The sequence below is a fragment of the Serratia plymuthica NBRC 102599 genome (genome assembly GCF_001590925.1).
Taxonomy (GTDB): Bacteria; Pseudomonadota; Gammaproteobacteria; order Enterobacterales; family Enterobacteriaceae; genus Serratia; species Serratia plymuthica.
On record NZ_BCTU01000003.1, the window covers coordinates 105,082 to 120,748 of the forward strand.

A 15,667-nucleotide genomic window follows, 5' to 3' on the forward strand; every position below is an offset into this window, starting at 1 on the left:
ATACGAATAGCAATAATGAGGGCATGCAATGAACAGAGCAGTTAACGTGCTGCAGGATTTTGGCAAGTCGCTGTACGGACCGGTATTGATTCTGCCGATCGTCGGGCTGTTTATCGCCCTCGGCAACCTGTTTGGCAACGGCAATCTGGCGGGCTATATCCCCCTGCTGAATCACCCGTTGGTGCAAGACTTTGGTCAGTTGGTTTCCCGTTCTGCCGTCGCCATTCTGGCCAACCTGGCGCTGGTGTTTGCCGTCGGCATTCCCATTGGGCTGGCGCAGCGCGATAAGGGCTACGCGGCGCTGATCGGTCTGGTGACCTTTATCATTTTTATCAATGCCATGAATATCACCTTGCAGCTGCACGGCAAACTGGTGCCGGCAGAACAGATGCGCGCGGCCGGCCAGGGCATGGTGCTGGGCGTGCAGGTGCTGGAGATGGGCGTGTTCGCCGGCATTCTGATTGGCGGCGTGGCGGGCTATCTCTATAACCGCTACTCCGGCGTGCAGTTTAACGGAGTGATGGCGATCTATTCCGGCCACTGCTTCGTCACCATTCTGGCGATCCCACTGGCTATTGCGTTGGGTTTTGCTCTCAGCTATCTGTGGCCGTACGCCCAACAAGGCATTACCCATCTGGCCTACGCGATTCACGGCGCCGGGGCGTTTGGCGTGCTGGTTTACGGCTTTCTGGAACGCATTTTGATCCCGACCGGCCTGCATCACCTGGTCTATACGCCTTTCCTGTACACCGAACTGGGCGGCACGCAGGACGTTTGCGGCACCGCCTATCAGGGGGCGCGCAATATCTACTTCGCTGAAATGGCTTGCCACAGCGTGAAGCAGCTCAGCCCGACGGTGGTGTGGGACGCACGCGGCATCAGCAAAATGTTTGGCCTGACCGCCGCGGCGCTGGCTATGTATGTCACTGCCAAACCGGAACGCAAAAATGCCGCCAAGGCGATCCTGATCCCGGCGGCTTTCACGTCCTTCCTGCTCGGCGTTACCGAACCGCTGGAGTTTTCGTTCCTGTTCGTCGCCCCGCTGCTGTTCGGCGTGCATGCGGTGCTGGCCGGGGTCGGCATGATGCTGTTTTACCTGTTCGGCGTGCATGCCATCGGTGCCAACGGGGTGATTGATTTTGTGTTGTATAACCTGCCGCTCGGCATCGAAAAATCCAATTGGCCGATGTACATCCTGGTCGGGTTGATTATGGCGGCGCTGTATTTCCTGCTGTTCCGTTTCCTGATCCTGAGGTTCGATCTCAAAACCCCCGGCCGCGAAAGCGATGAAACGGAAACCCGGCTGTATTCCAAAGCCGATTACCAAGGCAAAGCCCCCACCGCCGCACCGCCAGCCACGGGTGACAGTATCGGCCATGTCATCATCGCCGGGCTGGGGGGCAAACAAAATATCGAGGGGGTGGACAACTGCTATACCCGCCTGCGGGTCAGGGTTCGCGATATCTCAACCATCAATGAGCAACAGCTAAAAACCACCGGTGCCAAGGGCGTCATTCGCTCCGGCAACAATGTGCAGGTGGTGTATGGGTTGCACGTCAAGAAAATGCGTGAAGCGGTCGAAACCGCGCTTTAACAGGAGAATTACCATGACCAAACCCCCGTTCATTCTCGCCATTGCCGGTGGCGGCAGCACTTACACGCCGGGCATCGTTAAAAGCCTGATGGTACGTCTCGCTGATTTTCCGCTGGCGGAGATCCGCCTGTACGACATTGACGGCGAGCGGCAGGACATCATCGCCCCGGTGGTGGAGAAGGTGATCCGCGATCACAGTCAGAGCATCAAACTGACGGTCACCACCGACCCGGAGGTGGCATTCAGCCACGCCCACTTCGTGTTCGCGCAAATGCGCGTCGGCCAGTACAACATGCGCGAACAGGATGAGAAAATTCCGCTGCGCCACGGCGTGGTGGGCCAGGAAACCTGCGGGCCCGGCGGGCTGGCGTACGGGCTTCGCACCATTTTGCCGATGGTTGAACTGATCGACCTGGTCGAGCGCCATGCGGACAACGCCTGGATCGTCAACTACTCCAATCCGGCGGCGATCGTGGCCGAAGGGGTGCGCCGTCTGCGTCCGCAGGCGCGAGTGCTGAACATCTGCGACATGCCGGTGGCGGCGATGCGCAATATAGCGGCGGTGCTGGGGGTCGATCGCGAAGCGGTGACCGTAAATTACTTTGGTTTGAACCACTTTGGTTGGTTCACTCAGGTGCTGGTCGACGGCGTCGATCGCCTGCCGCAGCTGCGCGAGCACATCGCCAGGTTTGGCCTGCTGACCGAAGACGCGGCAGCCACCGATCCGCAGCATTCCGATCCTTCCTGGGTCAAAACCTGGCGCAACATCAAGCCGCTGATGGACCACTTCCCGGAATACCTGCCAAACCCTTATATGCAGTATTACCTGATGCCAAATCAGATCGTGGAACATCAAAATCCGGGCTATACCCGCGCCAACGAAGTGATGGACGGCCGCGAGAAAAAGCTGTTTGCCGCAGCGGCCGAGTACAAAAAAACCGGCATTCTACCCGATGCTTTCCACGTTGGCGTGCACGGCTCGTTTATTGTCGACGTGACACGCTCGCTGGCTTTTGATCTGCGTCAGCGCCATTTGGTGATCGTTGAAAATCGCGGTGCCATCGCCAACCTGCCTTACGATGCCATGGTGGAAGTGCCGGCCTACATCACGGCTAACGGCCCGGAAGCGGTAACGGTCGGTAAAATTCCGCTGTTCTACAAAGGGCTGATTGAACAACAACTGGCCTGCGAACAGTTGCTGGTGGAGGCGACGCTGGAAGGCAGCTATGAGAAGGCGCTGCAAGCGTTCACTCTCAACCGTACCGTGCCAACCATGCAGCATGCCAAAGCGATTTTGGACGATATGATAGCCGCCAATCAGGATTATTGGCCGCAGTTGGCGCAAGCCTATAAAGAAGGCATCGCACAATAATTTGTGCCCGGTAGCCCTTTAGTGTGATTCAGTGGTTTTCCGGCGCCCATTGCAGTACCCGGCCGGCCTTTCGGGGCTGGCCGCTCTCTTTTGCATTGAATCGCCGCCCTGCGCCCCCTAGGATAAGGCAACGCTTGCCACCGGAGGCATATTTCTTGGATAACCGTCTGGCTTCTTTGCTGCAACGCGGCGAGGATCTCACCCGCGCCGAATACCGGGTGCTGGCCTTTATCGCCGACCATGCCCTGCAGGTTGGCAAACTCACCGTGCGCGAGCTGGCGCGCGAAACCTTTGTCTCCACCGCTACCGTGATGCGTTTATGTCACAAACTGGGGTTCAGCGGCTACAGCGAGCTGCTGTTCACCATCAAACAGCTGCTGAGCGATAATCCAACGCTGGTGCTCACCACCCCTTCGCCCGGCAATCTGCCGGCGGCGTTTCAACAGTTTATCGCCAACTACCAGCGAACCTTTGCCTACGTCAGCGCAGAGAAAATCGCCGCATTTAGCGACCTGTTGCAGCAGGAAGAAAGTTTTTACCTGTACGGCACCGGCTTTTCACATCTGTTTGCCGAATATCTGGAAAAGAAGCTGCAGATCCTCGGTAAAAGCGCCTTTGTCTCCGGCGGCGGCGACAGCCGCGGTATTTTCCTCAACAACGCGCCTAAATACCGGGTGCTGATCGTGATTTCACGCAGCGGGAAGACCGAGCAGGTACTGGACAAGACGCGCATCGCGCGCAACATAGGTATGAAAGTGGTGGCTTTTACCCGAGCCTCCATCAACCCGTTAGCGCCGTTGGCGGATATTCACTTTCCGTTGTACGACGACGCCAATGACGCGGCGGTCGATGCCGGTGAGATAACCTCGTTCGAATCGAACCTGGTGATGCTGATGGATTTATTGCTGTTGAGCGCTACCGGCGGGCTGCGTGCCGCACGGTAGCAAGAGAAGGGTTACTGCGTTTTGTCAGTGGAAGGAATGATGTTACGCAACCAGCTGCCCCAGCGACGCTGATAGAAAGGTTGAGTATGGGTGATCAGATAATGGCTGACCCCACGCTCTTTTTCCGACACCAGACAAAAATCCACAGGTTCGTCGTTGGGCGCCGTTTCGCTGGCCACGCTGCCGGCTTCGTTGATCAAGGCTTCGATATCTCCTTGATCGCCATCCACTTCCAGCCCCACCAGCAGGTTAGGCTTTTCATCCACCGCCTGATCATGCATCAGCGCCAGAAACGCACGGCGTACCGGTTTGCGCTGGCTGAACAGCGTGGTCAACGCATCCACCATCGCCGACGGATATTCTTCCGGCTGGCCCAGCAGGATCTGGGTATCCTTGTCGACATAGCGTTCCGCAGGCTTGGCTACGCCGCCGGTAGCCAGCAGCATCGCGACTTCCTCGGGGTAGAACTCTTTGCCGTACTCGGCTTTCGGATTAAGGAACAGATCCGCGCCTTCGGTAATCTCGAACAATACCCGCGCCGGCATGGCGATAAACGGCTGTTCATCTTCGACGGCTTTCTGCAACGCCTCCAGCGAGGAGAAGAACGGAATGATGCTGCCGCCGTCCTGTTTTTCCCAGTGCTGGATATTCACCGGAGTATCGGCATTCAGCGTAATGTCGCCGTCCTGCTGCACCTGATCGCTGTCGCCGAGAATCAATACCGTGGCATCGAGCAACTCGCGGAAAAACGCCGGGCGATGGGCCGGCTCCGTCACCGCCAGCTTCAGCAGACGTTCAAGCTCGTTCTCGCCCGGGGCGGCATCGTGATGATGGGAACTCATGGCAAACTCCAGCAATTAAATAACGGGGCCCAGCATGCTGGGCCCCGAGGATAAACCATATTCTACCGCCCGCCGCTGCGGGCTTTCAATTATTTGGCTTTGCTCAGCAGCAGATTGGCCAGAGTCCGCACGCCCAGACCGGTCGCGCCGGCAGACCACTGATCCACCGCGCCTTTGCGGTAGGTCGCGGAACAGTCGATGTGCAACCAGCCTTGCTGATAGTTTTTCACGAAATGCGACAGGAAGGCGGCCGCGGTGCTGGCACCGGCGGTGTAAGCCGGGCCTGCCACGTTGTTCAGCTCGGCAAAATTGGACGGCAATTGGCTGCGGTGAAACTCGGCCAGCGGCAGGCGCCAGAAAGGTTCTTGCTCCGCCGTCGCGCTGGTCAACAGTTCCTGCGCCAGCGCATCGTCAAAGCTGAACAGCGCATGGTAATCGTTACCTACCGCCGTTTTCGCCGCGCCAGTCAGCGTAGCGCAGTCGATAATCAGCTCGGGGTTTTGCTCGGACGCGTCAATCAGGCCATCAGCCAGCACCAAACGCCCTTCCGCATCGGTATTCATCACCTCAACGGTTTTGCCGTTGCGATAGCGAATGATGTCGCCCAGTTTGAAGGCATTGCCGCTGACCATGTTGTCGGCACAGCACAGGAACAGCTTAACGCGCTGCTTCAGGCCGCGAGCGGCAGCCAGCGCCAGTGCGCCGGTAATGGTCGCTGCACCGCCCATGTCGGACTTCATCGAGTCCATAAAGGCACTTTGTTTCAGGCTGTAGCCGCCGGTGTCAAAAGTGATGCCTTTCCCCACCAGGCAAGCGAATACCGGCGCATCCGGGTTGCCGGTCGGGTTGAAATCCAACGCCAGCAGCACAGGGGAACGGTCGGAACCGCGGCCCACGGTGTGAAGGCCGGCGTAGTTTTGCTCGCGCAGATCTTCACCCTTGGTGATGCGGTAACTGACGGCATCGCAGCCGACATCACACAGCAGATCGACGGCGCGGGTGGCCAGTTGCTCCGGCCCCAGATCTTCTGCCGGCATATTGATGGTGTCACGCACCCAGTCAACAATCTTCAGGCGCTGTTCCAGCTCTTTACGGTCGGCTTCCGGCAGTTCTGCCCATTCGACGCTGCGTTTGCCTTTCGGCCCACGGAACCCCTGCCAGAATGCCCAGCTGTTTTCCAGATCCCAGCCTTCACCGGCCAGCTTCACTTTTTTGATGCCCTGACCGTCGATTTTACGCGCGGCGCGCTGAACGCTGCCCAGCTTGTCGTTGCCGGTCAGGTGAATGGTCATCCCTTCCGCATTGGTGCTCAGCAACGCTTTCTCGCCCCAGCGAGCGTCCGCAGGTTGGTGCGACAGCGTTACCAGCATAATTTCAGTTGTCATAGCCTTCTCACTCCGGATGTTCCCTTTATTATTTCATTAGGGCTTTATTGCATACCCTATGGATTTCAAATTGCAGCTAGGCGGCCAGCGATCTCATCCCCAGGAGCTTACTCAGGTAAGTGACTGGGGTGTGATCGTGCAGGTAACAACGCTGCAGTTTGAAAGACGACGGGTATGTCGGATACAAAATAAACGGGCCGCCCAAGGCAGCCCGTTACGCTATTTACTCCGCTTCATCTAACCAGACCAGCAGAATCGCTTCCAGTATTTTTTCGTTGGAAGCCTGAGGATCATCGTCGAACTCTTCGAGATCGCAAATCCACTGATGCATGTCGGTAAAGCGTACGGTTTTCGGATCGGTATCCGGGTATTGGTCGTACAGGGCTTCGCCGATTTCACGGCTGTCGGTCCACTTCAGTCCCATTATGATCTCCAGCTCTGCGCCGCGACTAGCAATTAATGCTCACGCGCATGGTTAACGGTATAACGCGGCATTTCTACCACCAAGTCTTCATCGGCGACCAGCGCCTGGCAGCTCAGGCGGCTTTCCGGCTCCAGACCCCAGGCCTTGTCCAGCATGTCGTCTTCCAGCTCGCTGCTCTCTTCAAGCGAATCAAAGCCTTCGCGCACGATGCAGTGACAAGTGGTACAGGCGCAGGATTTCTCGCAGGCGTGTTCGATTTCAATCCCGTTGCGCAGGGCAACGTTAAGGATCGATTCGCCTTGCTCGGCTTCCAGTACTGCCCCCTCCGGGCACAGATCTTGATGGGGCAGGAAAACAATTTTAGGCATGATTAAACCTCATCCACAGAATGGCCAGCCAGCGCGCGGCGAATGGAAGCATCCATACGGCGCGCGGCAAAATCTTGCGTTTGTGCATCTAATGTTTTAATTGCGGCTTCAATGGCGGCAGGATCGGTGCCCTGCGTCGCCTGTTGCAGGCCTTCCACCGCAGCGGCGATCGCCGTACTTTCAGCTTCGCTCAGTAAGGCGGCATCGCTGGCCAGGGCGCCCTGCAGGCTTTCCAGCACCCGCGATGCCTCTACCCGCTGTTCCGCCAGCATGCGCGCGCCAACGTCGCTGTGCGCATTGGCCATCGAGTCTTTGATCATGTCGGCGATCTCGCCGTCGGACAGGCCATAAGACGGCTTCACCTGGATCGAAGCCTCAACGCCGGTGGATTTCTCCATCGCCGTGACGCTCAGCAGGCCATCCGCGTCCACCTGGAAGGTGACGCGAATATGTGCGCCCCCGGCAGGCATTGGCGGTAAACCGCGCAGCGAAAAGCGCGCCAGCGAGCGGCAATCCTGCACCAGCTCACGTTCACCCTGCAACACGTGGATCATCATCGCGCTCTGGCCGTCTTTAAAGGTGGTGAATTCCTGCGCGCGCGCCACCGGAATGGTGGTGTTGCGCGGGATCACTTTCTCGACCAGACCGCCCATGGTTTCCAGACCGAGCGACAGCGGGATCACGTCCAGCAACAGCATGTCGCTGTCCGGCTTGTTACCTACCAGGATATCGGCCTGGATCGCCGCGCCGATGGCGACCACTTTGTCCGGATCGATAGACGTCAGCGGCGTGCGGCCAAAGAACGCCCCCACCTGCTCACGCACCAGCGGCACGCGAGTGGAGCCGCCCACCATCACCACTTCAAGCACCTCTTCCGCGCTGACGCCGGCGTCTTTTAGAGCGCGGCGGCAAGCCATAAGGGTGCGTTTAACCAGTGGTGCTATCAGCGCATCGAACTGCGCGCGGGTCACTTCACCTTGCCAGTTGGCCACGTCGATGCTGACGCTGTCGGCATCGCTCAATGCAATTTTGGCGGCAATAGCCGCATCCAACAACTGGCGCTGGACGCCATGATCGCTGCGATCGGCCACGCCGGCCTGCTCGCGCAACCAGTCGGCCAGCAGGTGGTCAAAGTCATCACCGCCCAGCGCAGAATCCCCGCCGGTAGCCAGCACTTCAAACACCCCACGGCTCAGGCGCAGAATGGAAATATCGAAGGTTCCGCCGCCCAGATCATAAACCGCAATGGTGCCTTCCTGACCAGAATCCAGGCCATAGGCAATCGCCGCGGCGGTCGGTTCGTTCAGCAGGCGCAGCACATGCAGGCCGGCCAGACGAGCAGCGTCTTTGGTGCCCTGGCGCTGTGCATCGTCAAAATAAGCGGGTACGGTGATCACGACACCGTCGAGCTCCCCTTCCAGCGCCGTTTGCGCGCGAGCGGAAAGTGCCCTGAGGATGTCGGCGGAAACGCCTACCGGATTAACCAGACCGGCTGCGGTGACAATCATCGGCAGGCCGTTATCGCTGGGCTGGAATTGGTACGGCAGGTTCGGGTAACGCTGCTGAACGTCGGCCAGCGAGCGGCCCATCATGCGTTTGATCGAGCTGATGGTATTGGCCGGATCCTGCGCCGCTTGCTGGCGCGCTTCCCAACCTACGCGCAACCCGTCAGTCTGATAGTGCACCACCGAAGGCAATAAATCGCGCCCCTGCGCGTCGGCCAGGGTTTCCGCCTGCCCACTGCGTACCGTGGCGACCAGAGAATTGGTGGTGCCTAAATCAATACCGGCAGCCAGACGTCGCTGGTGCGGTGCGGCGCTGAGGCCAGGCTCGCTAATTTGTAATAAGGCCATATTGAAGCTTCCACAATCAGAATGTATTACTCAAAACCCAGCAGTTTTTCTTCGAGTTGTTCAACCTGTTGCTGGAGTTTGTCCAAAAAGCGCAGCTTACGCACGGTGTCGGCGGCTTCAGACCACTGCTGGTTATCCAACTGCTGTACCATCAGCGCGCTGCGCTGTTTGACCGTCTCGTTCACCCGCGCGCCAAAATCGGCCAGCAGGCTTTCTGCATCCGCTTTGCGTTCAATGGCATCGAGCTCTTCACGCAGTTCCAACTGTTCCATCAGGAACGCGGTATCGCGCACAGTGTGCTGCTCATTACCCAAATCAAAACCGTGCAAAGATAGCATATACTCCGCGCGTTTTAATGGGTGCTTCAGCGTTTGGTAGGCTTCATTAATGGTCGCCGCCTGCTGCAACGCCATCAGGCGTTCGCGTTCTGGCTGGAGGGCATTGCGATCGGGATGGAATTGGCGCTGCAAATCCTGATAGCGAGAGGCAAGCAGGCCGCCGTCCACGGAATAGCGAACTGGCAGCCCGAATAAAGTAAAATAATCCATAGCGTGCTCTGGGCGTTATCGGATGGAGTTCCCCCGCAGCACGCGGGGGAGCACGATGGGCTGTCAGACGTTGAAGCTTTCGCCGCAGCCGCACTCGCTCGAGACATTGGGGTTGTTGAACTTGAAGCCTTCGTTCAGGCCTTCCTTAACGAAATCAAGCTCGGTGCCGTCAAGGTAGACCAGGCTCTTGCCGTCGATGATCACCTTGACGCCTTTGTTTTCAAAAACGATGTCGTCATCGTTCATTTCGTCAACAAATTCCAGCACATAAGCCATCCCGGAGCAGCCGGAGGTTCTTACCCCCAGACGCAAACCCAGACCTTTGCCGCGGTTATTCATAAAAGCCTGAACACGCTGCGCAGCGCTGTCGCTCATGGTAATTGACATCACAACCTCACACTCAATATCCCCAACCTCTTGCAAAACCGGTGTTGGGGAGCAAACCGGTGTAGGGGGCGAATATCTTCGCCCCGATCAACGCAGGCGCAATATACAGCGCCCCTACACAAAAACTACTTGGCGCTGTGCTTGCTCTTGTAGTCGGCGATCGCTGCTTTGATGGCATCTTCAGCCAGAATAGAGCAGTGAATTTTAACCGGCGGCAATTCCAGCTCTTCGGCGATCTGAGTGTTTTTGATCGCTTCGGCCTGATCAAGAGACTTGCCTTTCATCCATTCGGTCACCAGCGAACTGGAGGCGATGGCGGAACCGCAGCCGTAAGTCTTGAAGCGGGCGTCTTCGATGATGCCTTCATTGTTGACTTTGATCTGCAGCTTCATCACGTCGCCACAGGCCGGTGCACCCACCATGCCGCTACCGACGGTAGGATCTTCGTTGTCAAACGAGCCCACGTTACGTGGATTTTCATAATGATCGATTACTTTTTCGCTGTAAGCCATGACCTTGCTCCTGAATCCTGAGAATTAATGATGTGCCCATTCGATGCTGTTGATATCCACGCCCTGTTTGAACATGTCCCACAGCGGAGACAGGTCGCGCAGGCGGCCGATGGATTTACGCACCAATTGAATGGTGTAATCGATCTCTTCTTCCGTGGTAAAACGCCCCAGAGAGAAACGGATCGAGCTATGCGCCAACTCGTCGGTCATCCCCAGCGCGCGCAGCACGTAGGAGGGTTCAAGGCTAGCGGAGGTACAGGCGGAACCTGAAGAGACGGCCAGGTCTTTCAGCGCCATGATCAGCGATTCGCCCTCAACGTAGTTGAAGCTGACGTTGAGGATGTTCGGAACGCCGTGTTCCAGATCGCCGTTCAGATACACTTCTTCCATATCTTTCACGCCGTTCCACAAACGATCGCGCAGCGTACGCAGGCGCGCCATTTCCGTCGCCATTTCTTCTTTGGCGATACGGTAGGCTTCGCCCATACCGGCGATCTGGTGCACTGGCAGGGTGCCGGAACGCATACCGCGCTCGTGACCGCCGCCGTGGACCTGGGCTTCGATGCGAATACGCGGTTTACGACGCACGTACAGCGCACCAATGCCTTTCGGGCCATAGATTTTGTGGCCGGAGAACGACATCAGATCGACTTTCAGCTTGCTCAGGTCGATAGGCAGTTTGCCCACGCTCTGGGTAGCGTCAACGTGGTAAATGATACCGCGCGCACGGCACATTTCGCCGATAGCTTCGATATCCTGCACCACGCCGATTTCATTGTTCACGTGCATGATCGATACCAGAATGGTGTCTTCACGCATGGCGGCTTCGAGATCCTGCAGACTGATAATTCCGTTGCTCTGCGGCGCCAGGTAGGTCACTTCAAACCCTTCACGCTCGAGCTGACGACAGGTGTCCAGCACGGCTTTGTGTTCGGTTTTGCTGGTGATGATGTGCTTGCCTTTCTTTTGATAGAAATTGGCCGCACCTTTAATCGCCAGATTGTCGGATTCGGTCGCTCCGGAAGTGAACACGATTTCACGCGGGTCAGCGCCAACCAGTTCAGCAATTTGGTTACGGGCGATATCTACCGCCTCTTCCGCCTGCCACCCAAAGCGGTGGGAACGGGAAGCCGGGTTACCGAAAGTCCCGTCCAGGGTCAAAAACTGCATCATTTTCTCGGCAACGCGCGGGTCAACCGGCGTCGTTGCTGAGTAATCGAGATAAATCGGTAATTTCATTGCTCTTGTGCTCCGTACATCACTTCCAAAAACTAAAAAAATATCGCCAGCTGCTTATGCGCGCAGATTAACGTTGATAGTTTCTTGCGGACGACCGTTGGCCGTGCGACGGGTATCGTTGTTCTGACGGTCCGCCACCACCAGCACTTCCTGGTTGTTCACCAGTTCTGCCAGCGTAATGTTGTTCAGGAACCCGCTGATGCGCTCGCTCAGATCGCGCCACAGGGTATGAGTCAGACAGCGATCGCCACCCTGACAGCCTTCTTTACCCTGGCAACGGGTTGCATCTACCGATTCATCGACGGCAGTGATGACAGCGCCAACGGCGATCTCACTTGCCTCTTTCCCCAGCAGATAACCACCGCCCGGCCCACGCACGCTGGCCACCAGGCCATTTTTACGCAGACGGGAGAATAATTGTTCCAGATAAGAGAGCGAAATCCCTTGGCGCTCAGAAATATCCGCCAGAGGAACGGGCCCTTCCTGGGAGTGCAATGCCACGTCAAGCATAGCGGTTACGGCATAACGGCCTTTGGATGTCAGTCTCATAGCTAAATGGTTACCTGTTGGTGAAACATGGCCGAAATTCTGACATTCCCGAGTAAATCAGTCAACTATTTAACCTAGTAATTTACTCAAGTATTAGCACATTTTGTCCTGAGCTATATCAAATGCATATAAAATACATGTTATAACCATTGGATAACTAATACTATTATTACCGGCCGTTACGCCACATCAAATTAATTACCTTGATGTTTATCCTGTTTCTCTATCGACGTCAGCATGCCACGCAAGATATTCAGCTCCTGAGCTTCCGGCCGCGCTCGGGTGAATAAACGGCGCAATCTGCTCATTACCTGCCCCGGATGTGCCGGGCGGATAAAGCCGCTGTGCTGCAGCGTTTGTTCCAGGTGCTGATAGAAACGTTCGAGATCGTCCACCAGAGGATAAGGCGTTTCTTCCAACTGCGGCGCCCCCACTTGCTGGCGATCGAGGTAAGCCACGCGCACTTCATAAGCCAGGATCTGCACCGCCATCGCCAGGTTCAGCGAGCTGTAATCCGGGTTGGCGGGAATGGCGACGTGATAATGGCACTTTTGCAGCTCATCGTTGGTCAGGCCAACGCGTTCGCGACCGAACACCAGCGCAACCGGCGCATGCTCGCCTTCGTGCACGGCGCGTACGCCGCATTCGCGCGGTTCCAGCATCGGCCACGGCAAAGTGCGTGAACGCGCGCTGGTGCCGACCACCAGGCTACAGCCGGCGATAGCGTCATCAAGGGTGTCGACGATAGTGGCGTTGCCGATCACGTCGCTGGCGCCTGCGGCCAGGGCAATCGCCTGCGAATCGGGTTTTATCAGCGGATTAACCAGATAAAGGTTGGTTAACCCCATGGTTTTCATGGCTCGAGCGGTCGAGCCCATGTTACCGGTATGGGAGGTTTCTACCAGAACAATGCGGATGTTGTGCAGCATACAAACTCTGAGCGTAGCGGAAAATCACAGCATCTTAACACAGCCGTAGGCATTTTGCCGAACAGCTGCTATACTTCGCGCCGTTTCCTGTTCTTTAACATCCTAGTTGGAAGATACCCATGCATCCGATGCTGACTATCGCCGTGCGCGCTGCGCGCAAGGCCGGTAACCTGATTGCCAAAAACTACGAAACCCCGGACGCTGTAGAAGCGACCCAGAAAGGGACCAATGACTTTTTCACTAACGTCGATCGCGATGCAGAGCATCTGATCATCGACGTGATCCGCAAGTCTTATCCGCAACACACTATTATTACCGAAGAACGCGGTGAGCTGGTCGGCGAAGATCAGGATGTACAATGGGTGATCGATCCACTGGATGGCACCTCAAACTTCATTAAACGTTTCCCACACTTCTCCGTTTCCATCGCCGTACGCATCAAAGGCCGTACAGAAGTGGCTGTGGTTTACGATCCAATGCGCAACGAACTCTTTACCGCTACCCGCGGCCAAGGCGCACAGCTCAACGGCTACCGCCTGCGCGGCACCAATGCCAAAGATCTGGATGGCACCATCCTGGCAACCGGCTTCCCGTTCAAGGTTAAACAGCACGCAACCCCTTACATCAACGTGGTTGGCAAACTGTTCACTCAGTGTGCAGACTTCCGTCGCACCGGCTCCGCCGCGCTGGACCTGGCCTATGTGGCCGCCGGCCGCGTTGACGGTTTCTTCGAGATTGGCCTGAAGCCGTGGGACTTTGCTGCCGGCGAACTGCTGGTGCGCGAATCTGGCGGCCTGGTGACCGACTTTGTTGGCGGCCATAACCACTTCAGCTCCGGCAACGTGGTTGCAGGCAACCCGCGCGTAGTGAAAGCCATGCTTTCTACCATGCGTGAAGAACTGAGCGAAGCGCTGAAGCGTTAATATCGCGAAGTGAATGAATAAAGAAAAAGCGCTGCAATTTATTGCAGCGCTTTTTTTATGTCGGTCAGCGGGAGAAAGGCCGGATACCACCACCGAACTCCGGCTGAGCGCTGGCATACAACAGCAATCCGGCGAACAACAGAATCAAGCCACCGGCCAATGCCAACGATCCCCAGGCAACGGCGCTCCAGGCGGCCGGCGCGCGCGAACGGCTGAGGCGCACCGCCAACCGGCGGCTGTAATGCACCAGCAAGGCCAACAATGAAATGGTCAGCGACGTGCCAAGCGCCATCGCCAACGCCGAAACCACACCCCAGGCGAATACGCCAATCACCTTGGAAAACAGCAGCACCAGTATCGCCCCCGAGCAGGGGCGCATGCCCATCGCCAGCACGATGGCGGTTTGCGTGCGCCAGTCACTGCCCGCCTGCAATTCGCTGTCGCTCGGCAAATGGCGGTGCCCGCAACCGCAGTGTTCGCTGTGAACATGATGAGTCGGCAGCGGTTGCAGGCTATTGATGCGCAGCGCCGGTGACGGACGTAGCGCTTTCACCGCGTAATACAGGCGTTTCAGCGCCCGCCAGCTCAGCAGCACGCCAAGCAGCATGACCAAAATAAAACTGCCCTTCTCCAGCCAGAAACTGCTCTGATGCAGTTGGCGGGAGGATAATTGCAGCACCACCAGCATCAGCGTCACCAACGCGATAGCCACCAGCCCTTGAACCAGCGAGGCGGCAAAGGTCAGTTTCAGGCTGCTTTTCAGCCGCGCCGGGTGGGTGGCCAGATAGGTGGCGATCACCACCTTGCCGTGACCGGGGCCAAGTGCATGCAGCACGCCATAGCTCAGGCTAAACAGCATCAACGCCAGCCCGGCCTGCTGGGGGGCGGCTTTTACCTGCTGCAACAGACCGGCCAATTGTTGATGCAGCCCCTTCTGCCACACCACGCTTTGCATCAGCAGCTGCGGCCAATAGTGCCAAGCCACTTGAGCGGCCAACGCCAGCAACAGCGCAAACAGCAGCAGCGGCCACAGGCTGAAGGCCCAGTGCCGCTTGCGCGCGGCGCTCTGGCTAAGGTTTATTGACATTGCAAAGTGACCCGCTGCGCGAACTGTTGCCCCAGCGCCATATCTTCGCTGGGTGCATCGTTCTTATCGAGGGACAATGCGTAAGCCTGCAAGGAGGAATCCGGCTTCGGCGTCATCAGGCTGAACTTGCACTGCGGCGCCATTTCCGGCGGCAGATGCAGCGCCGTTTGGTCTTTGTAAGTCATATCGACAAAATAGGTGGGATCGTAGGTGGAGATTTCAAACGGCTTGCCTGCCAACGGCTGCGGCTCGGCCAGCGGCAGCACAAACTCCAGCACCGCCTGGTGCCCCTGGCGCGACAAATGGTATTCGGTCGGCAGATTCAGGTATTTCACCGGCTTGCCGTCGCGATACACGTCGGTGAAATAGTGCTGACCAAGCACGTTGGCCATCACTTCCGCCGCCAGTTTTTTCCACACTTCCGAGTCGCTTTTCGCGTTCTGCGCATCGTACAGCAGATCCGCCGAGGTGATTTCATCCATTACCCAAACCATTTTCAAGCCGACCAACTTTTGATCTTTCGCCACGAAGGTGGTGTTCATATCAATAAAGCTGTGCGGGTGTGCGACGACGCCGGCGCTGAATAACGCGAAAAAACCGGCCACAATAAAACGTAACTTCATCATCAAACGATACTCATTATTGTTATAAAGTAACATCAACCAACCTTCAACCGCCGTTAATCGGCACAATAATTGTGACGAAAGTGGT

17 protein-coding genes are annotated in these 15,667 nt (G+C 57.1%); 4 read left to right on the forward strand and 13 right to left on the reverse strand.

Translation table 11 applies throughout. The features are described 5' to 3' along the window. Positions 1-28 precede the first annotated feature (28 nt). The 3 genes from SPL01S_RS02435 (at position 29) to SPL01S_RS02445 (ending at position 3,910) form a co-directional block, all read left to right on the forward strand. Positions 29-1,594, forward strand: a complete 1,566-nt coding sequence (locus SPL01S_RS02435) for a PTS transporter subunit EIIC (RefSeq protein WP_063197392.1) — start codon at positions 29-31, stop codon at positions 1,592-1,594. A gap of 13 nt (positions 1,595-1,607) precedes the next feature. After that, a complete protein-coding gene (locus SPL01S_RS02440; RefSeq protein WP_063197394.1) occupies positions 1,608-2,966 on the forward strand; it encodes a 6-phospho-alpha-glucosidase in 1,359 nt (452 codons plus the stop codon). A 155-nt stretch (positions 2,967-3,121) separates the two neighbouring features. Beyond that, positions 3,122-3,910: a MurR/RpiR family transcriptional regulator gene (locus SPL01S_RS02445; protein ID WP_063197396.1), complete on the forward strand. Its 789-nt coding sequence runs from the start codon at positions 3,122-3,124 to the stop codon at positions 3,908-3,910. Between the two features lie 11 nt (positions 3,911-3,921). Here SPL01S_RS02445 and sseB read toward each other — a convergent pair whose 3' ends face one another. The 11 genes from sseB to trmJ all read right to left on the reverse strand — a co-directional run bounded on the left by sseB (position 3,922) and on the right by trmJ (position 12,946). After that, positions 3,922-4,752, reverse strand: a complete 831-nt coding sequence (sseB, locus tag SPL01S_RS02450) for an enhanced serine sensitivity protein SseB (protein WP_004952083.1) — start codon at positions 4,750-4,752, stop codon at positions 3,922-3,924. A gap of 89 nt (positions 4,753-4,841) precedes the next feature. Beyond that, the gene (pepB, locus tag SPL01S_RS02455) at positions 4,842-6,137 is read right to left on the reverse strand and encodes an aminopeptidase PepB (protein ID WP_063197398.1); all 1,296 of its coding nucleotides are present in this window, start codon (positions 6,135-6,137) and stop codon (positions 4,842-4,844) included. A 223-nt stretch (positions 6,138-6,360) separates the two neighbouring features. Further along, on the reverse strand, positions 6,361-6,561 hold the full coding sequence (gene iscX / locus SPL01S_RS02460) for a Fe-S cluster assembly protein IscX (protein ID WP_006327336.1): 201 nt from the start codon (positions 6,559-6,561) through the stop codon (positions 6,361-6,363). A gap of 32 nt (positions 6,562-6,593) precedes the next feature. Next, positions 6,594-6,929, reverse strand: a complete 336-nt coding sequence (fdx, locus tag SPL01S_RS02465; protein WP_004952086.1) for an ISC system 2Fe-2S type ferredoxin — start codon at positions 6,927-6,929, stop codon at positions 6,594-6,596. 2 nt (positions 6,930-6,931) lie between these two features. After that, entirely contained in the window at positions 6,932-8,782 is a 1,851-nt protein-coding gene (gene hscA / locus SPL01S_RS02470; RefSeq protein ID WP_020439609.1) for a Fe-S protein assembly chaperone HscA, read from the reverse strand. A 26-nt stretch (positions 8,783-8,808) separates the two neighbouring features. Continuing rightward, the gene (hscB, locus tag SPL01S_RS02475; RefSeq protein ID WP_063197400.1) at positions 8,809-9,330 is read right to left on the reverse strand and encodes a co-chaperone HscB; all 522 of its coding nucleotides are present in this window, start codon (positions 9,328-9,330) and stop codon (positions 8,809-8,811) included. Positions 9,331-9,393: 63 nt separating this feature from the next. Continuing rightward, positions 9,394-9,717 carry an iron-sulfur cluster assembly protein IscA gene (iscA, locus tag SPL01S_RS02480; RefSeq protein ID WP_004952089.1) on the reverse strand — a complete coding sequence of 108 codons (324 nt, stop codon included), beginning with the start codon at positions 9,715-9,717 and terminating at the stop codon, positions 9,394-9,396. A 125-nt stretch (positions 9,718-9,842) separates the two neighbouring features. Continuing rightward, positions 9,843-10,229 carry a Fe-S cluster assembly scaffold IscU gene (gene iscU / locus SPL01S_RS02485; RefSeq protein ID WP_004952090.1) on the reverse strand — a complete coding sequence of 129 codons (387 nt, stop codon included), beginning with the start codon at positions 10,227-10,229 and terminating at the stop codon, positions 9,843-9,845. A 24-nt stretch (positions 10,230-10,253) separates the two neighbouring features. Further along, positions 10,254-11,468: an IscS subfamily cysteine desulfurase gene (locus SPL01S_RS02490; protein ID WP_004952093.1), complete on the reverse strand. Its 1,215-nt coding sequence runs from the start codon at positions 11,466-11,468 to the stop codon at positions 10,254-10,256. 54 nt (positions 11,469-11,522) lie between these two features. Continuing rightward, a complete protein-coding gene (iscR, locus tag SPL01S_RS02495) occupies positions 11,523-12,017 on the reverse strand; it encodes a Fe-S cluster assembly transcriptional regulator IscR (RefSeq protein ID WP_004952096.1) in 495 nt (164 codons plus the stop codon). Between the two features lie 194 nt (positions 12,018-12,211). Beyond that, on the reverse strand, positions 12,212-12,946 hold the full coding sequence (trmJ, locus tag SPL01S_RS02500) for a tRNA (cytosine(32)/uridine(32)-2'-O)-methyltransferase TrmJ (RefSeq protein ID WP_006327339.1): 735 nt from the start codon (positions 12,944-12,946) through the stop codon (positions 12,212-12,214). Between the two features lie 119 nt (positions 12,947-13,065). Between trmJ and suhB the strand changes: the two genes are divergently transcribed. Beyond that, positions 13,066-13,869, forward strand: a complete 804-nt coding sequence (suhB, locus tag SPL01S_RS02505) for an inositol-1-monophosphatase (protein WP_006327340.1) — start codon at positions 13,066-13,068, stop codon at positions 13,867-13,869. 64 nt (positions 13,870-13,933) lie between these two features. On the opposite strand, the gene SPL01S_RS02510 is transcribed toward suhB, so the two are convergent. After that, positions 13,934-14,956 (reverse strand): nickel/cobalt transporter, encoded by a 1,023-nt coding sequence (locus SPL01S_RS02510; RefSeq protein ID WP_063197402.1) that lies wholly within the window; start codon positions 14,954-14,956, stop codon positions 13,934-13,936. Further along, on the reverse strand, positions 14,947-15,582 hold the full coding sequence (locus tag SPL01S_RS02515; RefSeq protein WP_373282272.1) for a DUF1007 family protein: 636 nt from the start codon (positions 15,580-15,582) through the stop codon (positions 14,947-14,949). The genes SPL01S_RS02510 and SPL01S_RS02515 overlap by 10 nt, the downstream gene beginning before the upstream one ends. Between the last annotated feature and the right edge of the window lie 85 nt (positions 15,583-15,667).